Origin of the sequence: Kangiella sediminilitoris (genome assembly GCF_001708405.1) — a bacterium.
GTDB classification, from domain to species: Bacteria; Pseudomonadota; Gammaproteobacteria; order Enterobacterales; family Kangiellaceae; genus Kangiella; species Kangiella sediminilitoris.
Genome location: NZ_CP012418.1, coordinates 1518260 through 1537796 on the forward strand (window position 1 = coordinate 1518260; position 19537 = coordinate 1537796).

At 42.9% G+C, this 19537-nt stretch carries 17 protein-coding genes; 1 reads left to right on the forward strand and 16 read right to left on the reverse strand.

Annotated elements, in window-relative coordinates; genetic code table 11:
* Positions 1-72 precede the first annotated feature (72 nt).
* The 15 genes from KS2013_RS06970 to ribF all read right to left on the reverse strand — a co-directional run bounded on the left by KS2013_RS06970 (position 73) and on the right by ribF (position 17019).
* Positions 73-3033, reverse strand: a complete 2961-nt coding sequence (locus tag KS2013_RS06970; RefSeq protein ID WP_228703642.1) for a PilC/PilY family type IV pilus protein — start codon at positions 3031-3033, stop codon at positions 73-75.
* A 9-nt stretch (positions 3034-3042) separates the two neighbouring features.
* On the reverse strand, positions 3043-3597 hold the full coding sequence (locus tag KS2013_RS06975; protein ID WP_068991705.1) for a pilus assembly PilX family protein: 555 nt from the start codon (positions 3595-3597) through the stop codon (positions 3043-3045).
* A 3-nt stretch (positions 3598-3600) separates the two neighbouring features.
* The gene (locus KS2013_RS06980; protein WP_068991710.1) at positions 3601-4338 is read right to left on the reverse strand and encodes a PilW family protein; all 738 of its coding nucleotides are present in this window, start codon (positions 4336-4338) and stop codon (positions 3601-3603) included.
* A complete protein-coding gene (locus KS2013_RS06985) occupies positions 4335-4940 on the reverse strand; it encodes a prepilin-type N-terminal cleavage/methylation domain-containing protein (protein WP_068991714.1) in 606 nt (201 codons plus the stop codon). The genes KS2013_RS06980 and KS2013_RS06985 overlap by 4 nt, the downstream gene beginning before the upstream one ends.
* 208 nt (positions 4941-5148) lie before the next feature.
* Positions 5149-5553 (reverse strand): type IV pilin protein, encoded by a 405-nt coding sequence (locus tag KS2013_RS06990; protein ID WP_068994455.1) that lies wholly within the window; start codon positions 5551-5553, stop codon positions 5149-5151.
* A gap of 11 nt (positions 5554-5564) precedes the next feature.
* Positions 5565-6074 (reverse strand): GspH/FimT family pseudopilin, encoded by a 510-nt coding sequence (locus tag KS2013_RS06995; RefSeq protein WP_068991718.1) that lies wholly within the window; start codon positions 6072-6074, stop codon positions 5565-5567.
* Positions 6064-9204 carry a pilus assembly protein gene (locus KS2013_RS07000; RefSeq protein ID WP_068991721.1) on the reverse strand — a complete coding sequence of 1047 codons (3141 nt, stop codon included), beginning with the start codon at positions 9202-9204 and terminating at the stop codon, positions 6064-6066. Before KS2013_RS07000 ends, KS2013_RS06995 begins: the two co-directional genes overlap by 11 nt.
* Before the next feature lie 13 nt (positions 9205-9217).
* The gene (locus tag KS2013_RS07005) at positions 9218-9769 is read right to left on the reverse strand and encodes a pilus assembly PilX family protein (RefSeq protein WP_068991724.1); all 552 of its coding nucleotides are present in this window, start codon (positions 9767-9769) and stop codon (positions 9218-9220) included.
* A 9-nt stretch (positions 9770-9778) separates the two neighbouring features.
* Positions 9779-10516, reverse strand: coding sequence for a PilW family protein (locus KS2013_RS07010; RefSeq protein ID WP_068991727.1), 738 nt, complete (start codon positions 10514-10516; stop codon positions 9779-9781).
* On the reverse strand, positions 10513-11106 hold the full coding sequence (gene pilV / locus KS2013_RS07015; protein ID WP_068991730.1) for a type IV pilus modification protein PilV: 594 nt from the start codon (positions 11104-11106) through the stop codon (positions 10513-10515). Before pilV ends, KS2013_RS07010 begins: the two co-directional genes overlap by 4 nt.
* A 151-nt stretch (positions 11107-11257) precedes the next feature.
* Positions 11258-12193, reverse strand: a complete 936-nt coding sequence (ispH, locus tag KS2013_RS07020; protein WP_068991732.1) for a 4-hydroxy-3-methylbut-2-enyl diphosphate reductase — start codon at positions 12191-12193, stop codon at positions 11258-11260.
* A 36-nt stretch (positions 12194-12229) separates the two neighbouring features.
* A complete protein-coding gene (fkpB, locus tag KS2013_RS07025; protein ID WP_068991734.1) occupies positions 12230-12673 on the reverse strand; it encodes an FKBP-type peptidyl-prolyl cis-trans isomerase in 444 nt (147 codons plus the stop codon).
* Between the two features lie 21 nt (positions 12674-12694).
* The gene (lspA, locus tag KS2013_RS07030) at positions 12695-13216 is read right to left on the reverse strand and encodes a signal peptidase II (protein WP_228703643.1); all 522 of its coding nucleotides are present in this window, start codon (positions 13214-13216) and stop codon (positions 12695-12697) included.
* A gap of 10 nt (positions 13217-13226) precedes the next feature.
* Entirely contained in the window at positions 13227-16034 is a 2808-nt protein-coding gene (gene ileS / locus KS2013_RS07035) for an isoleucine--tRNA ligase (RefSeq protein WP_068991738.1), read from the reverse strand.
* Positions 16035-16047: 13 nt separating this feature from the next.
* Positions 16048-17019, reverse strand: coding sequence for a bifunctional riboflavin kinase/FAD synthetase (gene ribF / locus KS2013_RS07040; RefSeq protein WP_068991742.1), 972 nt, complete (start codon positions 17017-17019; stop codon positions 16048-16050).
* 229 nt (positions 17020-17248) lie between these two features.
* On the opposite strand from ribF, the gene KS2013_RS07045 reads away from it, so the two are divergent.
* Positions 17249-17800: a hypothetical protein gene (locus tag KS2013_RS07045; protein WP_156768980.1), complete on the forward strand. Its 552-nt coding sequence runs from the start codon at positions 17249-17251 to the stop codon at positions 17798-17800.
* Positions 17801-17862: 62 nt separating this feature from the next.
* On the opposite strand, the gene murJ is transcribed toward KS2013_RS07045, so the two are convergent.
* The gene (gene murJ, locus KS2013_RS07050) at positions 17863-19398 is read right to left on the reverse strand and encodes a murein biosynthesis integral membrane protein MurJ (RefSeq protein ID WP_068991748.1); all 1536 of its coding nucleotides are present in this window, start codon (positions 19396-19398) and stop codon (positions 17863-17865) included.
* Between the last annotated feature and the right edge of the window lie 139 nt (positions 19399-19537).

A 19537-nucleotide genomic window follows, 5' to 3' on the forward strand; every position in this document is an offset into this window, starting at 1 on the left:
CTTGTTTGGAAATAATTTTACATGACATAAGGTATTACGCAAGAGCCCCTTAAAACGGGGCTGTGAGGTATATTATTCGGTTCTTAACTCATCAAGCTGCTTTCCCGTCAGCTCTCGCCATTTAACCGTGGTCATCTGATCGAGAAAGTCACACTCATTGCCACCACAGATCTTTTCCAATCCAACGTAACCAGCACTTTCCGAAGCCTCCCCACTATCATTAATTGGGAAAAAGACCGAGAAAGGTGGAGCTATACCGCCTGTTACGAGCTCAATACTTCTCTCTAGCTCAATGGTTCCACCAGGCTGAGCATCCCTGAAATAAGCTGGCTTTCCATCTAGAACACTCACAGCATAAAGCTTATTCTGCCCAGTTACTGCACTACACTGTTTAACATCACCGTCATCCGATGATGGTGAATATGTAGTAAAAAATAGTCGGTAATTTATGGTGCTTGAATCTGACAGTACTTTTTCACCTGATGATAATGTTAGGTACCATCCGTTGTTTTTGGTATCGTCAGCTAAGATTTCGAAAATACTTAAGAAACGTTGACGGGAGTCTCCCGTAACTGGATCGGTGACACTGACCTTTTCAGTAACATTATAAAGAGTCGCTTCAGTTATAACGTCATCCTCAAACTCTCTTGTCATGACTTTCTTATCATAAAACAAATAAAATCTATCACTAATGTCTTCATTTAGAGGGTGAGCTCGATAACCTGAACCAAGAGCTACTAAACCAATAGTTTCACCCTGAAGCTTAATAAATGAGATATCGGGTTTAGTAAAAAAGCGGCGGTTACCGTTGACACCGCTACCCTGTATATCGGCAATTTTCGCGGCTTGAATAGTGGTAGCATCTGAAGATTTTTCCTGTATTACATCAAAGCGGAATAGCTGTCCACCAACATCTGAAGCATAAAAATGTTCAATAGTACCACTACCTCGTAAGTCACCTGCAGCAATATCAGCAGCAAAGCTGTTAGTCATAGTATCGGCAATACTTCCAGCTCTCTGATGTACCGCATCAGTTCTAGCATTCCACAGTTGTGATCCTGTTACAGCGTCTGCGATAAAGATATTGTTACCTGTTGAATCTGGTGCTCCTGCTTCTAATTTTGCATTGTCCTGCGTTTCTGAGTCGTATCCCCCGCCAAATATCATGACAAGTCTTTTGCCACCACGCCACTTAATGTGTCCAATGAAAGGTTTAGACCATGTTTCAGCTAAACCCTCATAGTAATGAACATTATCCCAACTTAGTCCAGCGGTGACTTCATCAGAAACTGATTTATCACCAGTAATGGTGAACATCAACTGTGGGTTATTGGGTACGGATATATCCAGCCCGTAATAATGTTTTCCCCCACGACGCATACCAACATAAAGATAGACCTTTTCACCATTATTGACGATACCGTCTTTGTCCTTATCCTGATGATAAATGGCTATATCCCCGTCTAGCCCATAGAGACGCTCCTCAACCGACACTAGTGGCTGGTTTTCATGCAGTGCAGATGTATTCTTTAACAATTGTCTGGGTATAAACGCCCATTCCTCTTTGCCCCTGGTATCGGAACCATTGATCGCATGAAGAAAGCCGTCGTTATCACCGACAAATAACAAACTTTTATCTTCATACTGAACGGCAACTGGCTGGGAATGTAATAAATCACCGAAACGATTAACCTCCACCTCTTCACCATCGGAGTTCTTATAGTTGATTTTATGGTCATAGAGCCATTTTATATGACTTTTAAATTCCGCATCCGTGGCTGTAGTAGGAAGCCCTAAATGTGATCGCGTAATTTTATTATTATCAGTTTCAACTCTATTTTTTAAGGTCCACAAGTTTTTCTCTAATAGATTGGTAAAAACCTTTCGTGGCATTGTCATGTTCTGAGCTATGCCGCCAAGTGTTACATCGTTTCCATCCTGAATACTCCAGGCACTAGAGGCGCCATCAACAAACTGCTGCTTATCAGTTATTGCTGGCACATCATTTTTATCAACAATATTACCGTCTTTGAAATAGTATTTTTTTAGATTACCTGGCCAAAACTGCGTTTTTTCAGGTTTAAATAAAGCAAGGAAAAGCTCATCTGTAGTACTTAATCGATTACTTCGACTTAAGGGTACACTCGGAGTAACCAGCATACTTTGCTCAATATCGGACTTAATAGAATTCTTGAAGGCCTCAACTAACTTACCTCTATCATTTGCTTCGTTATAAAGCCCCTTACCATTTTGAGCGACGTTTTTTAGGAAGTCTTTAGAAGTTAAGTCGTCGGCGAATGCGATGGTGTGTGTTTTAACAATAGAATCTGATACAGAACTTACTTGCTCGGTTTCGGACATAAAAGTTGCGAGTTTTTCAGTACAGTCTTTACCATCATCATTTGCAGCGCAACTCGTACCATTACCATCAAGCATAGAGTTAATACTTCTGTAATAACGCCAGCGTTTGGATTTTAAGCTGTTTGGTTGGCCGTCAGTTAGAAACACGATATTACTAGCACTGCCGCAATTAGAGTCCAACTCTATGGGCGAGTCATAATTACCATACTCACCTCTAAAATATCTGGCGGCCTCATATATAGCACCCGCCGCTAAGGTTCCACCATCAGCCTCAAGACCTTTAATACTGTTTAGAAGATCAGCTTTATGGCTACCTTCATTAAGTGATTTTACCTCATGCAAAAGATCGATATTCTCAAATGATGAGTAGGTCAAAATACCAATCTTTACATTACTTGGAAGTTCATTAATAAAGTCATTCAATGCATCCTTCATAACCTCTAAACGAGACTGCTCAGCACCCCTTGGGTAGCATCTTGTATAGGGGTAAGAGTCGTTACACTTATCTACTGTCCAAGCCATCGAGCCAGATACATCCAGCACTAACAAAACATTAACCGGCTTTGGCTTTCCGAAATAGATTTCTGTGTCATCTGCTTTTGACTTATAAGTAACAATTGCGATCAAGAAGACTATAAGAGCACTAAAAATTAGTTTTTTAAAAATCATCATACCATTCCATTACAGAGATTTATTACAGCTACGAACAATAGTTACCCACTCTTCAACGTGAGTGCGAGCTTCACGAGTATCTGCCACATCATCTTTACTGACATCTAAATGCCCCTCTCCAATCATTTGGAACGAATGGCAGCCAAGACCCTGGTTATCCCAGGAATTGCCCAAGCATTTCAAAGCGGCTGTTTCACAGTTATGGTAGAAAGCTTCAACTTTTGCTTTAACCAATTGATCAGACTCTAGTCTTGGCATAGCATCACACTGAACTAACCTACCTTTATCATCGACACAGCGTGTATAGCCGAATCTAGGCGCTGATAAATCTTGCCAATAAGCATTCTCAGCAGTGTTAAACAAATGCTCAGAACCATAGTGATAACTACTTTTATAAGAGCCATTGGCTGTTTCGGCAGCATGAAATGCCACTGCATCCTGCTCTTTAACTGATGCCGTCTTTTGAGAGATAACTCCTGATGACATCAACGTGACACCGAGCATCGCCAAGATAGCGAGAAAAGCTAAAGCAATTATTAGGGTGAAACCTTGTTGATTATTCATGACTTACTCCGATACCAACAATTCATCTGGCGGCAGCGAGCCGCCGTTATTAATCAATACAGTATTTGTAAAGACTTGCCTGTATCGACCATCATTAAAAGTGTATGGTCCTTCCCCTAATACATTGCCAACCGTCACTGAATTTTCAGTTGTGACATTCTTTTGTTTAGAGGCGACGATAATACCAACTTGAACAGACTTGATTATTGACTGGGGTGTTAGCATGTCTGCACTTACATACTGCAAACCATCTTGGGAAAGTACTCCATAACGTAATTGGAAGGATTCAACATTACTCAGCAATGTCACTCCATTACACTGCAATTCGGATAGTTCGTCACCAGGAACTAACTGGTAAGTGTTTTCAACAATACCATCGGCAGGAATTTCGCCTTTGCAATTCTGTTCCCCGTAATAACGAACCGTTACTGCGTCAGAACTTTTTCCACCGGCAACCGTTTGATTGTTTTTAAAATTAACTAAAGGCTTCGTTAAGCTAAAACCTTCGCTGGGAACAACATTGGACTCAACCCAGCCAGCTCGTTGTAGATCCTTAACTAAATAGTTTATGGCAAAGCGACCATTTTCATGAACGTTGACCATGTTAGAACCAAGGTTAAAAGTTTTTTTACTGGAGAGGTAGACTACGGTAATACCGGCAAGAATGATCAAACCTATCAACATTGCTATCAACATCTCAACAAGCGTTACACCGGCATTTTTATTATAGTTCGAAGTCATGGCACCAGCTCCATCTGAACACAAGCGTAATCCGAGCTTAATCCAACCTCTGTCTGGCATCTCGTGTTCTGCACATAAGAGGACTTACCGCTAACATCTTTCCTCTCTTTCCCTTTCCATGCCATATACAAGGACATTCTTGAACCATAACTACAGTTATCAGCATCTGAGTTATCGCGGTCATAACAGGCGACGCCTAACGTAGCTTCTGGTAAACGGGTTTCCATAAGAGTGGTGCAAACTTCATGAATATCCTGCTTGGCACGGTTTGCAAGGATACAGGAATTGCCCCCAGAACAAGCAGCTTCAGGAACATTGCCAGAACTATTATCACACCACTGCAAATACTGCCCAGAGGTATTGTTCCCTATATAAATATTTGGTGTATCGAGCAGAGCAATATCTTTCTGCAGATACGCCTTGTTCCCACTAACTCTAGTTGCTACATTCTCAAGCAGAAGAGTTGCTTGAGAGCGAGAAAATGAATCAATCGAACTATTAAGGGCGCCCATCTGCAAAGCGGCATAACCCAATAGACCGACACTAATAACTACAAAAGTTATCAGTACCTCTATAAGTGAAAAACCAGAAACTCTATTCATCCCTAAAACTACCCCTAGTCAAGAATAAGGCACAGATTCTAACAAGATTTTTTAAAGATAATAGTGAAATTGTACGATGGAAGCATCATTGCTACACTTTACCAACAATGCGTTACAAAGAGATACATTCAGAGATTTTTAAGATATTTATTTAGGAATAAATATAAAAAAAGGGCTTGCGCCCTTTTTTGTAATTACTTCCAGCGGGTTAGTCAGGCCAACCTGCTGCACCTTTATAAGTTTTCTGACCAGCTTGATTGATAGTTAAATTCCCATCACCAGCCATTCCACCCGTAGCTGTAGCTGTAATAGTATATGTAGTCGCATCTGCATTAATACTAAGCGTGTAATATGCTGCGCCGGATCCAGCATCAACTGGAACCTGAGTAGCAAAAACACTGCCTAAATTACCATTTAGTCCTGCGTAAGAAAAGTTTGCAGCCTTATATCGCTCTGCTGCTTCAGAAGCTGCCAGTAGAGCTTGCATCGCATCATTACGCTTAGCTTTTTTGACAAAATGATTATAGCTCGGTATGGCAATCGCAGCTAAAATGGCAACCACAGCTACGACAATCATTACTTCAATTAAAGTAAATGCACTATTTTTTTTCATTGTATTGACCCTTAACATTCCCCAACCTTATGTTTTTCTACTGATACTACACCAGCACCTTCAACATTAACACTTCTTCCAGCACCCCTGTCATCACAGATGGTTAACGTCCCCCATCCACCTAAATCTCTCATGCTCCCTTTTGAATTAAAGATAATATTAACCGTAGGGTTACCTGCTTGCTGTGTTAACGATGACGAAAGTTTATCAACAGACTTGATTATTTCTTCATCATTATCATAACTACCATCTTTATCAGTATCTATAAAAACAACCCAACCGTTTGTCCAGTTGTCATCTTTATTTTTTGGCTCTATGACAACATTTTCCCTTGTCGAAATTGCCTCATTTCTAGCAGCAGAAACTGAACTGATAAAGTCATTAGATAAAGCAGCAAGCCGATTATTCAGTATCATATTGCGCAAGGATGGAGTTGCTATTGCAGCCATAACGGCCACAATAGCTACTGTTGTCATAAGTTCAATCAGAGTGAACGCTTTTATTTTGGTATTAGTTTTCATCTGGTTTTTTCCGCCAATTAACACGTATAACCCCTTCATAACCTTTTGTTAACGCTTCAGTAAAGTCGTCAGAAATTACCTCGTTACCCACCAGACTAATGAAGCCGGCACTTCCGTCAGAGCTCGCTCCAGAAGTATATAGCAGCTGGAATAATGGTGGGATACCGTCACTGATTAACGCAATAGAACGAGCGCTATCACTAAAGAATGACGTTCCATCGACCAAGTTTACACCATAGAGCTTACCACTACCGATAACTGGTGAACAAAGTGTTCCGCCAACGTCAAAAGTAGGTACATAAGTAGTAAAAACGATCTTACCGAAAAGAATACGAGATTCAGTAATTACTTTCTCACCATCGTAGTGGACGCCGTTGATATCAAGTCCCGGTAAATTCATATACCAACCCAGGCTGCTACCGCCTTCCTGAGCTGCCAAGATATCATTGGTCGCTCCATCTGCAAAACTAACTGTATCAGCTTCAACTAGATCAGATGGTACAATCGGAGCGTTACCAACAGATGGGTCTGCACCTTTACCAAACGTTTTATAAAACTTGAGGATACCGGTGTCACGAACCATATAGAAGGTGTCAGTATAACCGCTAGGTACACCTTTTGTACCAGGCACACCTAAGGGGTGAGGTCTATAGCCTGAACCCACGGCAACAGCTACAAAAGACTTTCCGGCAGGACGAGGGATAAAGGCGATAGACGGAGCATAATAGAATCGTTTTTTCGCCTTTTCATCAGTAACCTGATCGTTGGCGTCAAAGATGATACCACCATTAACCTTGAAGCCTCCGTTCGTTTCATCCGGCGTGATATCTGCCCGATATACCTTCCCATCTATAGTAGAGATATAAAGGTGGTCAACGGTACTGTCATTATCAAGTGAAACGCCCCGAACGTTAGAAGCAACGGAACTTATACTTCCTAGACCTAAATCAGAAAACTGCCATAAAACAGCATTACTCCCACCGGGGTTGCTTAGGTCATAGATGAATACATCATCACCCTTACTAATGTCGCTTGTACCTGTGAAATAATTTCCCTGCTCATCAGGCTCGTAAACATGGTCAGCAAAATCATCGTAACCGCCACCAAAGATGATGACAGTCTTGTTAACGACCTTACCTTGATCTTGGTCATAATAGTCAATATTGGTTACTAGAGGCATTGACCAGGTATCGCCAAGATTACCGAGACCGTTGGTTGACGGGTCAAGTATAAATCTAAAATCTGGCTTAGCAGGGTTGCTGACATCAAGCACAAAATATTTGTCGCCACCACGCCTCATACCAATGAGGAGCAACGCAGTCTCATCACTATCGACTCGCAAGTTACCATTCGTATCCGCATGAGCAATGAACATTTCACCGTCTAGGCCGTAGTTATGTTTAGTAGGATCCCCGTTAATACCCTTGTTAGCCATATACTCCTGCATCTTGCTCAGCATAGAGTTCGGAATGAAACTCCAAGCTTCTTTACCATTGGACATATCCACCGCGTGTAGATATCCAAGGTTGGTGCCAACAAAGCTTAAAGAGGTCTGAGCTTCATTATTGTACTGAAGCACTTTCGGTACATTGTGCAAAGGATCGCCCATCAGGCGAGCTGGACTTGCCACGGGTACATCAGTACCAATTTCTATTGATATTGTTCCATCATCATTCAGAACCTCGTAGCTTACCGATGGTATAAAATCGAGGTTATATCCCCAGGTACGAGCTTTTAACTTCTGATACTCTTCATCGGTCATACCGCCTGCAGGGTCAAAATATGGCTTACCAGGGAACGACTCTGTAAAAGGAACCATATCCGAACCAACGTTTGTGTAAACGTTTCGAGAATAACTTTCGAAAACTCTGTAGGTTGTCCCATCAAGAACATCAGTCACCGACGTAGTCTTTAAAAACTGATCAAGCTGCTCCATAGCGCCGCCGAGAGCTACCTGGTTACCATCAGGAATATTTGTAGACTGGCCATTAACGGTTTTAGGCCAAAGGCTAACGGCACCAGTAATCTCACCGTCAATATTACGTGTTTCAGCAAACAATCCAGTATCAGGATCAACCGCTGGGTTGCCGTAAGCATCAACAATTTGACTATTTTCAATTTTGTACTTTTTCAAGTTTCCCGGCCAGCGTGCAATATTAGCCGCCTGGAACTGTGCAAAATACAAATGATTGTCATGGTTCAATCGGTTCTGTTGACTCACCGTCACGCCGGCCTGAACGAAACTACTACTTTGTGTAGACACATCTTTGATAATTGTTTTTAAAATAGAGCATAAGCTATTTGGATCGTCGCAATTACCAGAGTCGTTAAGAGGGTCATAGTCAATCGCTCTTTCAGTACCACCCGCTCGAGCCCAAGAATCCAGGTTTACAGCATTTTTACCGGTAGCTCCTGCATCAACAGCGTAAGTAGTCGTATTGTTGACTTCACGCATGTAGCGTGCCAAATGAGTTCCGTCACACTCGTTACCGACGCAGTAGTTAGACGAAACAATATTATCCACATCTTTCCACGAGGTACTATTATCCTGACCAGTACCAATAATCACCATGGTGTTGTCACAAGCGACGTCAGTTTTACCAACATACCGCCCATCAATCACCGCTGCGTTGTGTAAATTTGGAATACCATCACCATCAGTAGTATTGGCATACTCTGTTGGAGTCCTGCCTATAAAGTAACGAGAAAGTTCACTCAAGCCTTGAACGGTTGGAGTATTACCCGAAATCAAATTACTTGCGTCCAGGCTTTCAACAGCTTCCATAAAGCTAGGTGACAAGTTTGCATCAGCAGGCTTTGCTGGATATACAATGGTGGCCACTGGCCCTTTACCGACGATTGCAAAGCCAAGATCTGCATCTGCCTGTATATTCGGGTCATTAGCGATAGCTGCAATAGCACTTTTGAAATTTTGAATAATCTTGCCACCATTACCTGCTGACGAATAATCCACAGCAACCAAAATCTTAGGGGTGGGTCGGTTCGTTATCTGGCTATTCAAGAAGTAAACTTCTGTGTCATCAGCCGATACATTAGGCCCGAAAAGAGAAGCGGTAAGGCAAAGTCCTAACACTCCCCCTTTGATAAATGAGCTTAAAGAATATTTCATATGAATTACCTTTTTATAACGTTAGTTCTGAGTTTTTACCGCCAGAGGAGAAGCAACCGCCCACTTTTGTTACCCAGCTTTGAACAGCAACATTTGTTTTTTCAGCAACAGTACTGTCGCCAGTAATTTTCCACGCATTGCAGCCAATACTAGGTGATACACCAAGCTCAAAGTTTGGGCACGTACCACAGCCTAAGTACTCGACTCGGGCATAGGCAACAATATTTGGATGGCCTTCAAATGCAGTCGTGCAGTTATCGCCATCACTTATTTCGGTCAATGTACCATTGTCACCAACACAGTATTCCTGGCCGATTTGCGTCTGACTGGTGTCAGTACCGTACAATGCATTACCAGCAATCTCATCCCAGTGGATAGCAGCACTAACCGCACTCTCCGCAGTATGGAAAGCTTCATTTTCCATATAAACATTGGTCGATGATTTTTGCTGGATAATCGAATCTGACATGCTTGCAACTCCAAGGACGGTTAGTATTAGCAGGAAAACCAATACCAGCGCCAATGTTGCACCGCTATTTTTTTGAAATGGTTTTAACATCATCATACTCCGTTCTTAGGTTGTAATAACAAATGCAGGTTTATTTGGAATAGTCACAGTCGTAGTAAAGATCCTACGAGCCTTCCTATCCGTTACGTTGTAGGTGCCTTCTGTGCCAATGGTATAGCTTTGTGCCGCATTGGTCTGTCTAACAGGACCATCAGAAGACAGTAAAAGAATAATTTTTACGGCAGAAACAGACTCTCGTTCTCCGGGCGCTACCGCACTGGCGCGAACAAATTTATTCGGGGCACTGTCGCCGTCCGTATCTATGCCGTACATAAAATGCGCTAAGTCAACGTTACTAATCAGCGGCTGAGTGCTCCCACTATTTCCTGTACATTTAAGCTGACCGTCTTGTACGAAATAGTTATTTTCAGCGATACCACCAGTGGCACCACCAACACAATCAGTATCAGCTTCGTATCTCACAGTGATAGAGTCGCTAACTTCAACAGTGCCGCCATCCGCCGTTTGACCAGCAGCAAATAAAAAAGCAGGTGATGTATAAACACCGTATCCTTTATCTTCTACTTCTGCCCAGCCAGCATTCTGTATGTCATTGGTCAGGAAGTACAGAGCAAAACGACCACTTTCCTGCAGATTAGAAATGGCCGACTGTGTCTCTGTTGAGCGCTTCATGCCCAAAAATAAATATGTAATACCTGCTAATAAAATTAATCCAATGGTTATAGCAACCATATATTCAATTAGAGTAAATGCTTTCTGTTTACTAATCTTAAATGTTTTCATGGCATGATATCCAAAATTACACAGTCTGAAGTGGCTGTAGGCGCCAATGCGTCGCAACGTGCGTTACGGATAAAATCTGTTTGACCTGTATCTTCACGCAAGGCACTAGCTTGCCAATAGGTGAATATACTTAAGGTAGACCCCGGAGAACAGGCATCGGCATCACCAGTATCACGATCATCACAGGTGACATGGACTTCACCGCCCACAAGTAGATCCGACTCTGCATTAACCGAATCAAAGCCCTTGAGTGATTGACACACCTGGTAAACATCATATGCGGCCTGCTGTTCTGCCGTGCAGCCCGCGCTGCAGTCAACAACAACATCACAACTATTATAATTACCAGTGGAATAAGCATTACCTACATTATTGGCTCCATTACCCTGATTCACATAGGCTCGGTTAGAACGAATAGCCGCCGCCAAATCCTGTGCGATCAAGGTTGCCTGAGTTCTTGCCATCCCTTCTTGATTTGAGTTAATGGAGGTTAATTGCAGTGATAGATAGCCCAAAAGACCAATGCCGATTACCAACATCGCGATAAGAACTTCCATCAATGTAAAACCGGTTTGTTTAGATTTCACCATTTGATCCCAACTTCTACTTATAAGTAATACAGTTATAAGTTTTTATTTGTCAAAGATCAGCTGGTAATAGATGAACGGTACAAAAAAACCGATAAACGGTTATTTATCGGCTTTAAGTATTTATTTTTAAAAAGAATTAGTATAAATGGAATTATGAGGTTCTAAGTTCACTTGGCAGCACAAAGACAATGCTTTCTTCAACGCCTTCCGATTCATGCGCATTGGTTCCTCCCTGAGACTCAAGATAGGAAATAACATCTTTAACCAGTACTTCCGGGGCAGACGCGCCTGCCGTAACACCCACTTTTTCAACGCCCTCTAACCACTCAGAGTCAATCTCACCTGCGTTATTAATCAAATATGAGCGCGTGCCTTTATTCTCAGCCAATTCCTGCAGGCGACTGGAGTTAGAGCTGTTCTGAGCTCCAACAACCAAAATCAAATCACATTCAGCAGCCAATTGCTTTACTGCGTCCTGTCGGTTTTGAGTTGCATAACAGATATCATCTTTCTTTGGCCCCTGAATCTCAGGAAACTTAGCTTTCAATGCTTTGACTAGTCTCTGAGTATCGTCCACGGATAACGTAGTCTGAGTGACATAGAACAACTTTTCAGGATTATTAACTTCCAAAGCCTCTACATCAGCTTCATCTTCAACCAAGTAAATACCAGATTCCGCATTGTCATACTGCCCCATGGTGCCTTCGACCTCAGGGTGACCTTTATGACCGATTAAAATACACTCTTCACCCCGACGGCTATGCCTGGCTACTTCCATGTGCACTTTAGTAACCAGTGGACAAGTAGCATCAAAAACCTTTAAGTTTCGCTCTTCAGCATCCTTTCTCACCTGTTGCGAAACACCGTGAGCACTGAAGATCAAAGTTGAATTTATTGGCACATCATTCAGATCTTCGATAAAGATGGCGCCTTTGTCACGCAGGCCATCGACCACAAATTTGTTATGCACAACTTCATGTTTAACGTAGATAGGGGCACCAAAAAGCTCGATCGCGCGATTCACAATTTCAATCGCTCGGTCGACTCCAGCGCAGAAGCCTCTTGGGTTTGCTAGTACAATTTCCAAATAATTACCTATTAAGCTTTGGCGAAAATGACAGGCCTATTGTCTCACTTCGACAATTTCGATTTCAAGGATTATATCTTGATCTGCCAAAGGATGGTTGAAGTCTACTTTAACCGAATGGCCTTTAACCTCACGTATTAGACCCGGTATCGCACCACCGGCCATATCTTCAAAGGCAATGATCGAGCCCTCTTCTAACTTCACGTCCGCAGAAAACTGGCTAATATCCATGAAGTGAATATCATCAGGATTAGCAGGGCCGAAAAACTCTGAGCCATGAATCTCTAAACGCTTGTCATCACCCGGCTTTAAGCCGATGAGTGACTGCTCGATTACGTCAGTCAAACTACCATCGCCTAGAATAAACCACACAGGCTTGCCATTAACTCGCGTACTGTCGGCCGCAGAACCATCTTTCAGCAACACGTTAAAGTGTACCAATGCGCGTGAGTCTGCCTTTATTACATTATCTGTTGTCATAATTACTTCTACTGTAGAGAGCTAAGAGGGCTTTTCTTGTTTCTCAGCTTTCTCTGGATTTTTAAAACTATCTATGATTAATAAGCCCACACCGATTAATATAACGCTATCCGCAATATTAAAGGTCGGCCAGTGATAACCGTCTTTTGAAACATACCAGTCAATAAAGTCTATAACGTAGCCATATGCAAGACGGTCGTAGAGATTACCAATCGCACCGCTTAATATTAAAGCCATGCCAATATTGGGTAATTTATGACTCTTTGGTGTTTTATACATCCAGACTAATAAGGCCACACTGATAGCAATCGCAATAAACGTAAAGAGCCACCTTTGCCAGCCACCAGCATCGCCTAGAAAGCTAAAAGCTGCGCCATAGTTATATGCAAGGTTTAAGTCAAAATGCGGCATGACCTCGATAATTCGTCCGCCATATACCGGAGCCAGGGCACTATCGGCCCATATTTTGGTGGCCTGATCAATAATCAATAAAATCGTCGTCAACCACAGCCAGACCAGTCCTGTTTGTTTTATCTTAGCCAAAGTGTTCTCCTTAAGCGTAATGGCGAACTTCGCCATCACCCACTACATTCTCAACACAACGGCTACAAATAGTCGGGTGCTCTGGATTCGAGCCAACATCTTCTCGATAATGCCAGCAACGCTCACATTTCTCTGCATCTGAAGCCTGTACAGTCAGCCTCAAGCCTTCAATTTCAGTTTCCTCGCCGTCTGTATCATTAACTAATCTAGCTTGAGATGTAATAAATACAAAACGTAATTCATCTTCGAGTTTGCTTAAAACGCTATACAACTCATCATTAGCGTGAATGGTCACTTCAGCCTGCAATGAACCGCCTATAACACCCTCTTTTCGTTTTGCTTCTAGCGCCTTGTTAATAGCTGCCTTAACTTCAGAGATAGTGCTCCAGTCCTGTGCTGTGATAGCCGCATCTTCCATCGCAAACAGGCCTTCATACCACTCAGAAATGAACACGTTTTTCTCACGTTCCCCTGATACAGGGCTTGGTAAAAGTGGCCAAATCTCATCAGCAGTAAAACTCAGTATGGGCGCTATCCAGCGAACTAGAGCTTCAACAATGTGATACAAAGCAGTTTGACAGGAACGTTGCGCTTTAGATCCCTGTTTTGCCGTGTATTGACGATCCTTGATAATATCCAGATAAAAACTACCCATATCAATCGAACAGAAATGATGGATTTTCTGAGCAACAACCCAGAAGTTATAATCATCATAAGCTTCAACGATAGCTTTCTGTGCCTGATAAGCGCAATCTACAGCCCAACGATCCAGTGGTAGTAACTCATCTTTAGCGATTAAATCAGTTTGCGGGTTAAAGCCTTCCAGGTTCGCCAATAAGAAACGCGATGTATTTCTTAGACGACGATAAGTATCACCTGTCCGCTTTAGGATTTCTTCTGACACCGCCATCTCGCCACGGTAGTCGGCAGAAGCGACCCATAGACGCAGCACATCAGCACCCAACTTGTTAATGACGTCATTCGGCGCCATGACGTTGCCCTTTGACTTAGACATTTTCTCGCCTTTGCCATCGACAACGAATCCATGGGTTAAGCAATGCTTATAGGGAGCATGGCCATGAATACCAACTGATGTCAGCAACGATGACTGGAACCAGCCACGGTGCTGATCAGACCCCTCTAAATAAAGATCCGCCGGTTGACGTAAATAGTCACGAGCCGATAGAACGCAGTAGTGAGTCACACCTGAGTCAAACCATACGTCTAACGTATCATCGATCTTTTCGTACTTATCAGTATCCACAAAATCTGCGGCTTCCAGGTCATACCATGCCTGTATACCCTTCTCTTCGATATGCTCGGCCACTTTGATCATCAGTTCTGCAGCATCAGGGTGAGGTTGGCCATCTTTCTTATCAATAAATAAACACAGCGGAACACCCCAGCTACGTTGACGCGAGATACACCAGTCCGGACGGTTACCAACCATCGACTCGATTCGAGCTTCGCCCCACTCAGGCACCCACTTCACCTTTTTAATTTCTTCCATGGCTTTTGGCTGAAGGCCGTTTTGCGTCATAGAAATAAACCACTGCGGTGTAGCACGGTAAATCAGTGGTGTTTTAGTACGCCAGCAATGCGGGTAGCTATGACGAATTTTATCTTGATGTAGTAATTTTCCGGTCTCAGCCAGATGCTCAACTATAGGTTGATCCACTTTATAAACATGCTGCCCAGCAAATAGCGGCGTATCCTCAGAGAAGACACCGTTTGCCATTACATAATTTAATAAACCAATACCGTATTTCTTTACTACCTGGAAATCATCTGGACCGTGATCCGGAGCAGTATGAACCAGGCCGGTACCGGCATCAGTCGTTACGTGCTCACCGACAATGACCGGTAAAGCTTTATCATAAAACGGATGGTTAAGCTGCAGGTTTTCAAGCTTATCACCGGTAGTAGTAGCCATTACTTCATAGTCTTCAATTTCTGACTCTTTCATGACCTGCTGATATAAATCTTCAGCTAGCACAAATTGCTCTTCACCGTTAGCTGTTTTTGCCTTTACCAACACATAGTTAAAGTCGGCATGAACCGTTACCGCCTGACTCGAAGGGAGCGTCCAGGGTGTAGTTGTCCAGATAACCACCGAGGTATTAGCGCAAGACTGGCCATTAAAAGCTTTTTCAAAGCCCTCAACATCCGCTAAAGGATAACGCACATAAATAGAGAAAGACGTTTTATCCTGATATTCAACTTCCGCTTCAGCCAAAGACGAGCCGCCAACAACGCTCCAGTACACAGGCTTTTCACCTTTGTGCATATGACCGTTTTTAACCAGCTTTGATAAAGCTCGAACAATATTTGCTTCAAAACTGAAGTTCATCGTTTTATAGGGGTTGTCCCACTCACCAAGCACACCAAGTCGAACAAAGTCTTTCATTTGACCTTGCACCTGCTTCTCTGCGTAGTCGCGACACTTCTGACGGAATTCTGCATGAGTCACTTTTTGCCCGGCCTTACCAACTTTCTTTTCTACCACGTTTTCAATTGGCAAACCGTGACAATCCCAGCCTGGGACATAGGGACTATCAAAGCCACTGATCGTTTTACTTTTTACGACAATATCTTTAAGAATTTTATTGACTGAGTGACCGATATGAATATTACCGTTCGCATACGGAGGGCCATCATGCAAAATGAATTGCTCGCGACCAGCTCTGGCTTTACGAATTTCACCATACAAATCGTTTTTGTCCCATTCAGCCAGCATCTTTGGCTCACGATTCGGCAGGTTACCGCGCATCTCAAACTTAGTCTTCGGTAAGTTTAATGTACTTTTATAGTCACTCATCGAAATGATTACTCTATTTAGTTTCGTTAAAAATGATGTACGCAGCGTCAATATCTGCGTTAATTTGTGCTTTTAAAGCATCAATAGACTCAAACTTTTGTTCGCCTCGCAACTTTTCAATGGGTTCAACTATAATTCGTTGCCCATACAGGTTGTCTGAAAAGTCGAGTAAATGAACTTCTAGCCTCTCGGGGCTATGTTGTAAAGTCGGCTTATTGCCAATATTTGCAACAGCTGGCCAGCACTTAGCAGCCTTGCCCTGCAACAAACTAGCACTTATACCATACACCCAAACCGCATACACCCCCTTTAAAGGAGATTTATGACGTTTCAGTGGAATATTTGCCGTTGAAAAGCCGATTTCACGACCTTGCTTATCGCCATGAGCTACCTTTCCTTCAATCTGGTAAGGGCGTCCTAAATACCGCTCTGCCAACTCAAACTCATTTGCTGCAACTGCCTGTCGAACCAGGCTACTGCTAATACGCTGCTCTTCGCCAGAAACGTTCAGGGTCACCGAGTGATTAGCCTCCACGGTAAAAGCACCCTCACCCCGCTCTTTGAGCATATCGAAGTCACCTTTACGCTGATAACCAAATTTGAAATCGTCACCGATGAAAAGGTGTTGCACGTTGAGTCGTTCAATCAGGACCCGACGAATAAAGTCCTCAGCACTTAATTCAGCGAACTCTTTATTGAAGCGGAAACACAGAACATAATCGACTCCCAGTCGATTCAGCGCCTGGACCTTGTCGGTGAGCTTGAATAGCCGTGCCGGAGCATCGTCTGGACGAAAATATTCTTGTGGGTGGGGCTCGAAAACCACTACAACGCTGGGTAAATTAAATTTAGCAGCTTTGTCCGTCAGGCGTTTAATTATGGCCTGATGCCCCAGGTGGACGCCATCGAAATTACCAATAGTCGCCACACATCCCTGCTCGAACAGTTCAGGTGGACAATTATATAGGCCTCTTAATAAGCGCATGATCAGTCAGTAATTTTCTCTACAGGCATCTGCCAAAGGCGGCAATTATAACGGACTATGGGCTAAGAATTAACCATAAATACCTGATTCTAGCCTTCAAAACGACTTTTTTAATAAAAATAATAGGTTAACGTCTTGTCTCACCGCATCCGATGGGTAACTATAAAGGTAAATCTTCTTTATCTATTAGATTATGAAATCGTATCTGAAATTAGGGCTTACGTTTCTGATGTCCTTACTGGTAACTGCATGCGCCTGTAGCAGCTGCGCGCCGGCACCCAATCTGCATGAAATGATGCCAAAAGCTCAAGCTGATTTTTTTACCCTGTTCAAAAACCTATGCGGAAAAACGTTTGTCGGCAGCACGGTTTACCCTAACGACCCAAACCATGATTTTGCCAATAAAAAACTTATAGCGACTGTCGAAGAGTGTCACAACAGAGTAATTCGTATTCCCTTCACGGTAGGTGATGACAAATCCAGAACCTGGGTTTTAATCGCGAGCTATCAGGGCCTTTTGTTTAAACATGACCATCGCCATGAAGATGGTACACCTGATCGCATTACCAACTACGGTGGCTACTCAGCTAAGTACAAAAAGGAACCCGTGACTGCAACCAAACAGTTTTTTCATGCAGACGAATTTACTGCAAATTTGATTCCCGATGCTAAAACCAATGTCTGGATGCTGGAATATAAGCCGGAAACAAAAGAACTGGTTTATTACTTGGAAAGACATGGCAAGCCAAGGTACAAGGCACTATTGAAACAAGTAAATTAATTGATGACTATTACCCACCACTGAGATTTGATCGATAGTGGTGGTTGGGTTGGGATAAATACTCATCGCTGTATTTTAAAATCCCTCAATCTTAATCCCAAGATTATCAGCAACACGGCATAAGCAACTACGGTTGAAACAATAGTCAGGCAAATCATACCGATTGCCTCGAATCGACTCCATGACTGCCACTGCTCGATGCTGAAGTCAGTATACCAAAGCCCAAGCAACAGTAACCCACTGGCAATGATCAGTTTGAAAATCCACAGTTTACTTTCACGAGACAATCTTAAAAATTCAGACTTATGCAAATAACGGTATAAGAAGATGGCGTTGATAAAGGCTGAAATACTGGTAGCAACGGCCAGCCCGACATGTCCAAAAGGCTTAAATAAAGCCAGGTTCAATACAATATTACTGACCACTGAGATAACGGCAATTTTAACCGGAGTTCTTGTGTCCTGGCGTGAGTAGAAACCGGTTAAGAAAACTTTCACCATCATAAAAGCAATCAACCCAGCGGAATACGCCTGCAAACTTTGTCCTGCCTTGAAAGAGTCATGCTCGGTAAAAGCACCGTGCTGAAATACCGTGATCATAATCGGCTCCGCTAGCCAGAACAGCCCCACAGCAGCAGGAATACCGATCATCAGAACCATACGCAGGCCCCAATCTAATGTACCACCAAAATGGTCCATGTCTTTCTTTGAAAAGAATTTGGACAGCGTTGGCAACAGCACGGTGGCAATAGCAATCCCAAAAATACCCAAAGGAAATTCCAGCATGCGATCCGAATAATACAGCCAGGAAATACTACCCTCCTGTAATAAGGACGCAATCTGGGTATCAATCAGCAGGTTAATTTGACTAACTGAGGCGCCAAAAATAACCGGTAGCATCAGCTTAATGATGCGCTGGACCGCTGAATCTTTCCAACCCCACTGTGGCCTGGGTAGATATCCTGCTTTCCACAAAAAAGGCAAATGCAAAAGTAGTTGCAACGCCCCTGCAATAAAAATTGCCCATGCCAGTGCAACAGTAGGCTGTTCCATGCTCGGCGCCCATATAATGGCAGCAGCAATCATGCTTAAATTCAGTAAAATCGGTGCAAAAGCCGGTATAGCAAACTTGTTCAGAGTGTTTAGTACTGAACTGTACATCGCCACCAAAGAAATAAAGAAAATATAAGGAAATGTAATTTTTAATAAATCACTTCCCAACTGGAACTTCTCCGGTTCGTCAATAAAACCAACACCGAAAATAGCGATAACGCCTTGAGAACCAAGAACGCCAATAATCGTAATAACTGCTAACACGCCCCCCAAGGTTCCTGAGACTTTGCTCAGTAGAGAAACTGTCTCTGCTTTGGTGCGATTGGAGTAGTATTCGGAAAAAACAGGCACAAAGGCCGTGGCGAAAGCACCTTCGCCAAATAAGCGGCGCAAGAAATTAGGGATTTTCTGCGCGACTAAAAACACATCGGCCTGAAAACTGGCACCCAGTAGATTAGCAAGTACAACATCACGTGCAAGCCCCAAAAAGCGGGACATCATGGTCCAAAAACTGACGATTGTACTGGAGCGTAATAGGCTAGCCATGGTTCCTGAATGTGTTAAAATATTGTTTTATTTGAGCGCAAGTTTAAGCGATTAAGGCTGTAACAACCATAGCGAAAGCTTAAAAGCCTTAAAAATGACAGATTTATGCGGTTTTTCGCTGTTTTTACTTGATACTACA

Coding starts and splice junctions, on each gene's coding strand:
- KS2013_RS06970 (WP_228703642.1), bottom strand. CDS start 3,033: ATGATGATTTTTAAAAAACTAATTTTTAGTGCTCTTATAGTCTTCTTG.
- KS2013_RS06975 (WP_068991705.1), bottom strand. CDS start 3,597: ATGAATAATCAACAAGGTTTCACCCTAATAATTGCTTTAGCTTTTCTC.
- KS2013_RS06980 (WP_068991710.1), bottom strand. CDS start 4,338: ATGACTTCGAACTATAATAAAAATGCCGGTGTAACGCTTGTTGAGATG.
- KS2013_RS06985 (WP_068991714.1), bottom strand. CDS start 4,940: ATGAATAGAGTTTCTGGTTTTTCACTTATAGAGGTACTGATAACTTTT.
- KS2013_RS06990 (WP_068994455.1), bottom strand. CDS start 5,553: ATGAAAAAAAATAGTGCATTTACTTTAATTGAAGTAATGATTGTCGTA.
- KS2013_RS06995 (WP_068991718.1), bottom strand. CDS start 6,074: ATGAAAACTAATACCAAAATAAAAGCGTTCACTCTGATTGAACTTATG.
- KS2013_RS07000 (WP_068991721.1), bottom strand. CDS start 9,204: ATGAAATATTCTTTAAGCTCATTTATCAAAGGGGGAGTGTTAGGACTT.
- KS2013_RS07005 (WP_068991724.1), bottom strand. CDS start 9,769: ATGATGATGTTAAAACCATTTCAAAAAAATAGCGGTGCAACATTGGCG.
- KS2013_RS07010 (WP_068991727.1), bottom strand. CDS start 10,516: ATGAAAACATTTAAGATTAGTAAACAGAAAGCATTTACTCTAATTGAA.
- pilV (WP_068991730.1), bottom strand. CDS start 11,106: ATGGTGAAATCTAAACAAACCGGTTTTACATTGATGGAAGTTCTTATC.
- fkpB (WP_068991734.1), bottom strand. CDS start 12,673: ATGACAACAGATAATGTAATAAAGGCAGACTCACGCGCATTGGTACAC.
- ileS (WP_068991738.1), bottom strand. CDS start 16,034: ATGAGTGACTATAAAAGTACATTAAACTTACCGAAGACTAAGTTTGAG.
- ribF (WP_068991742.1), bottom strand. CDS start 17,019: ATGCGCTTATTAAGAGGCCTATATAATTGTCCACCTGAACTGTTCGAG.
- KS2013_RS07045 (WP_156768980.1), top strand. CDS start 17,249: ATGTCCTTACTGGTAACTGCATGCGCCTGTAGCAGCTGCGCGCCGGCA.
- murJ (WP_068991748.1), bottom strand. CDS start 19,398: ATGGCTAGCCTATTACGCTCCAGTACAATCGTCAGTTTTTGGACCATG.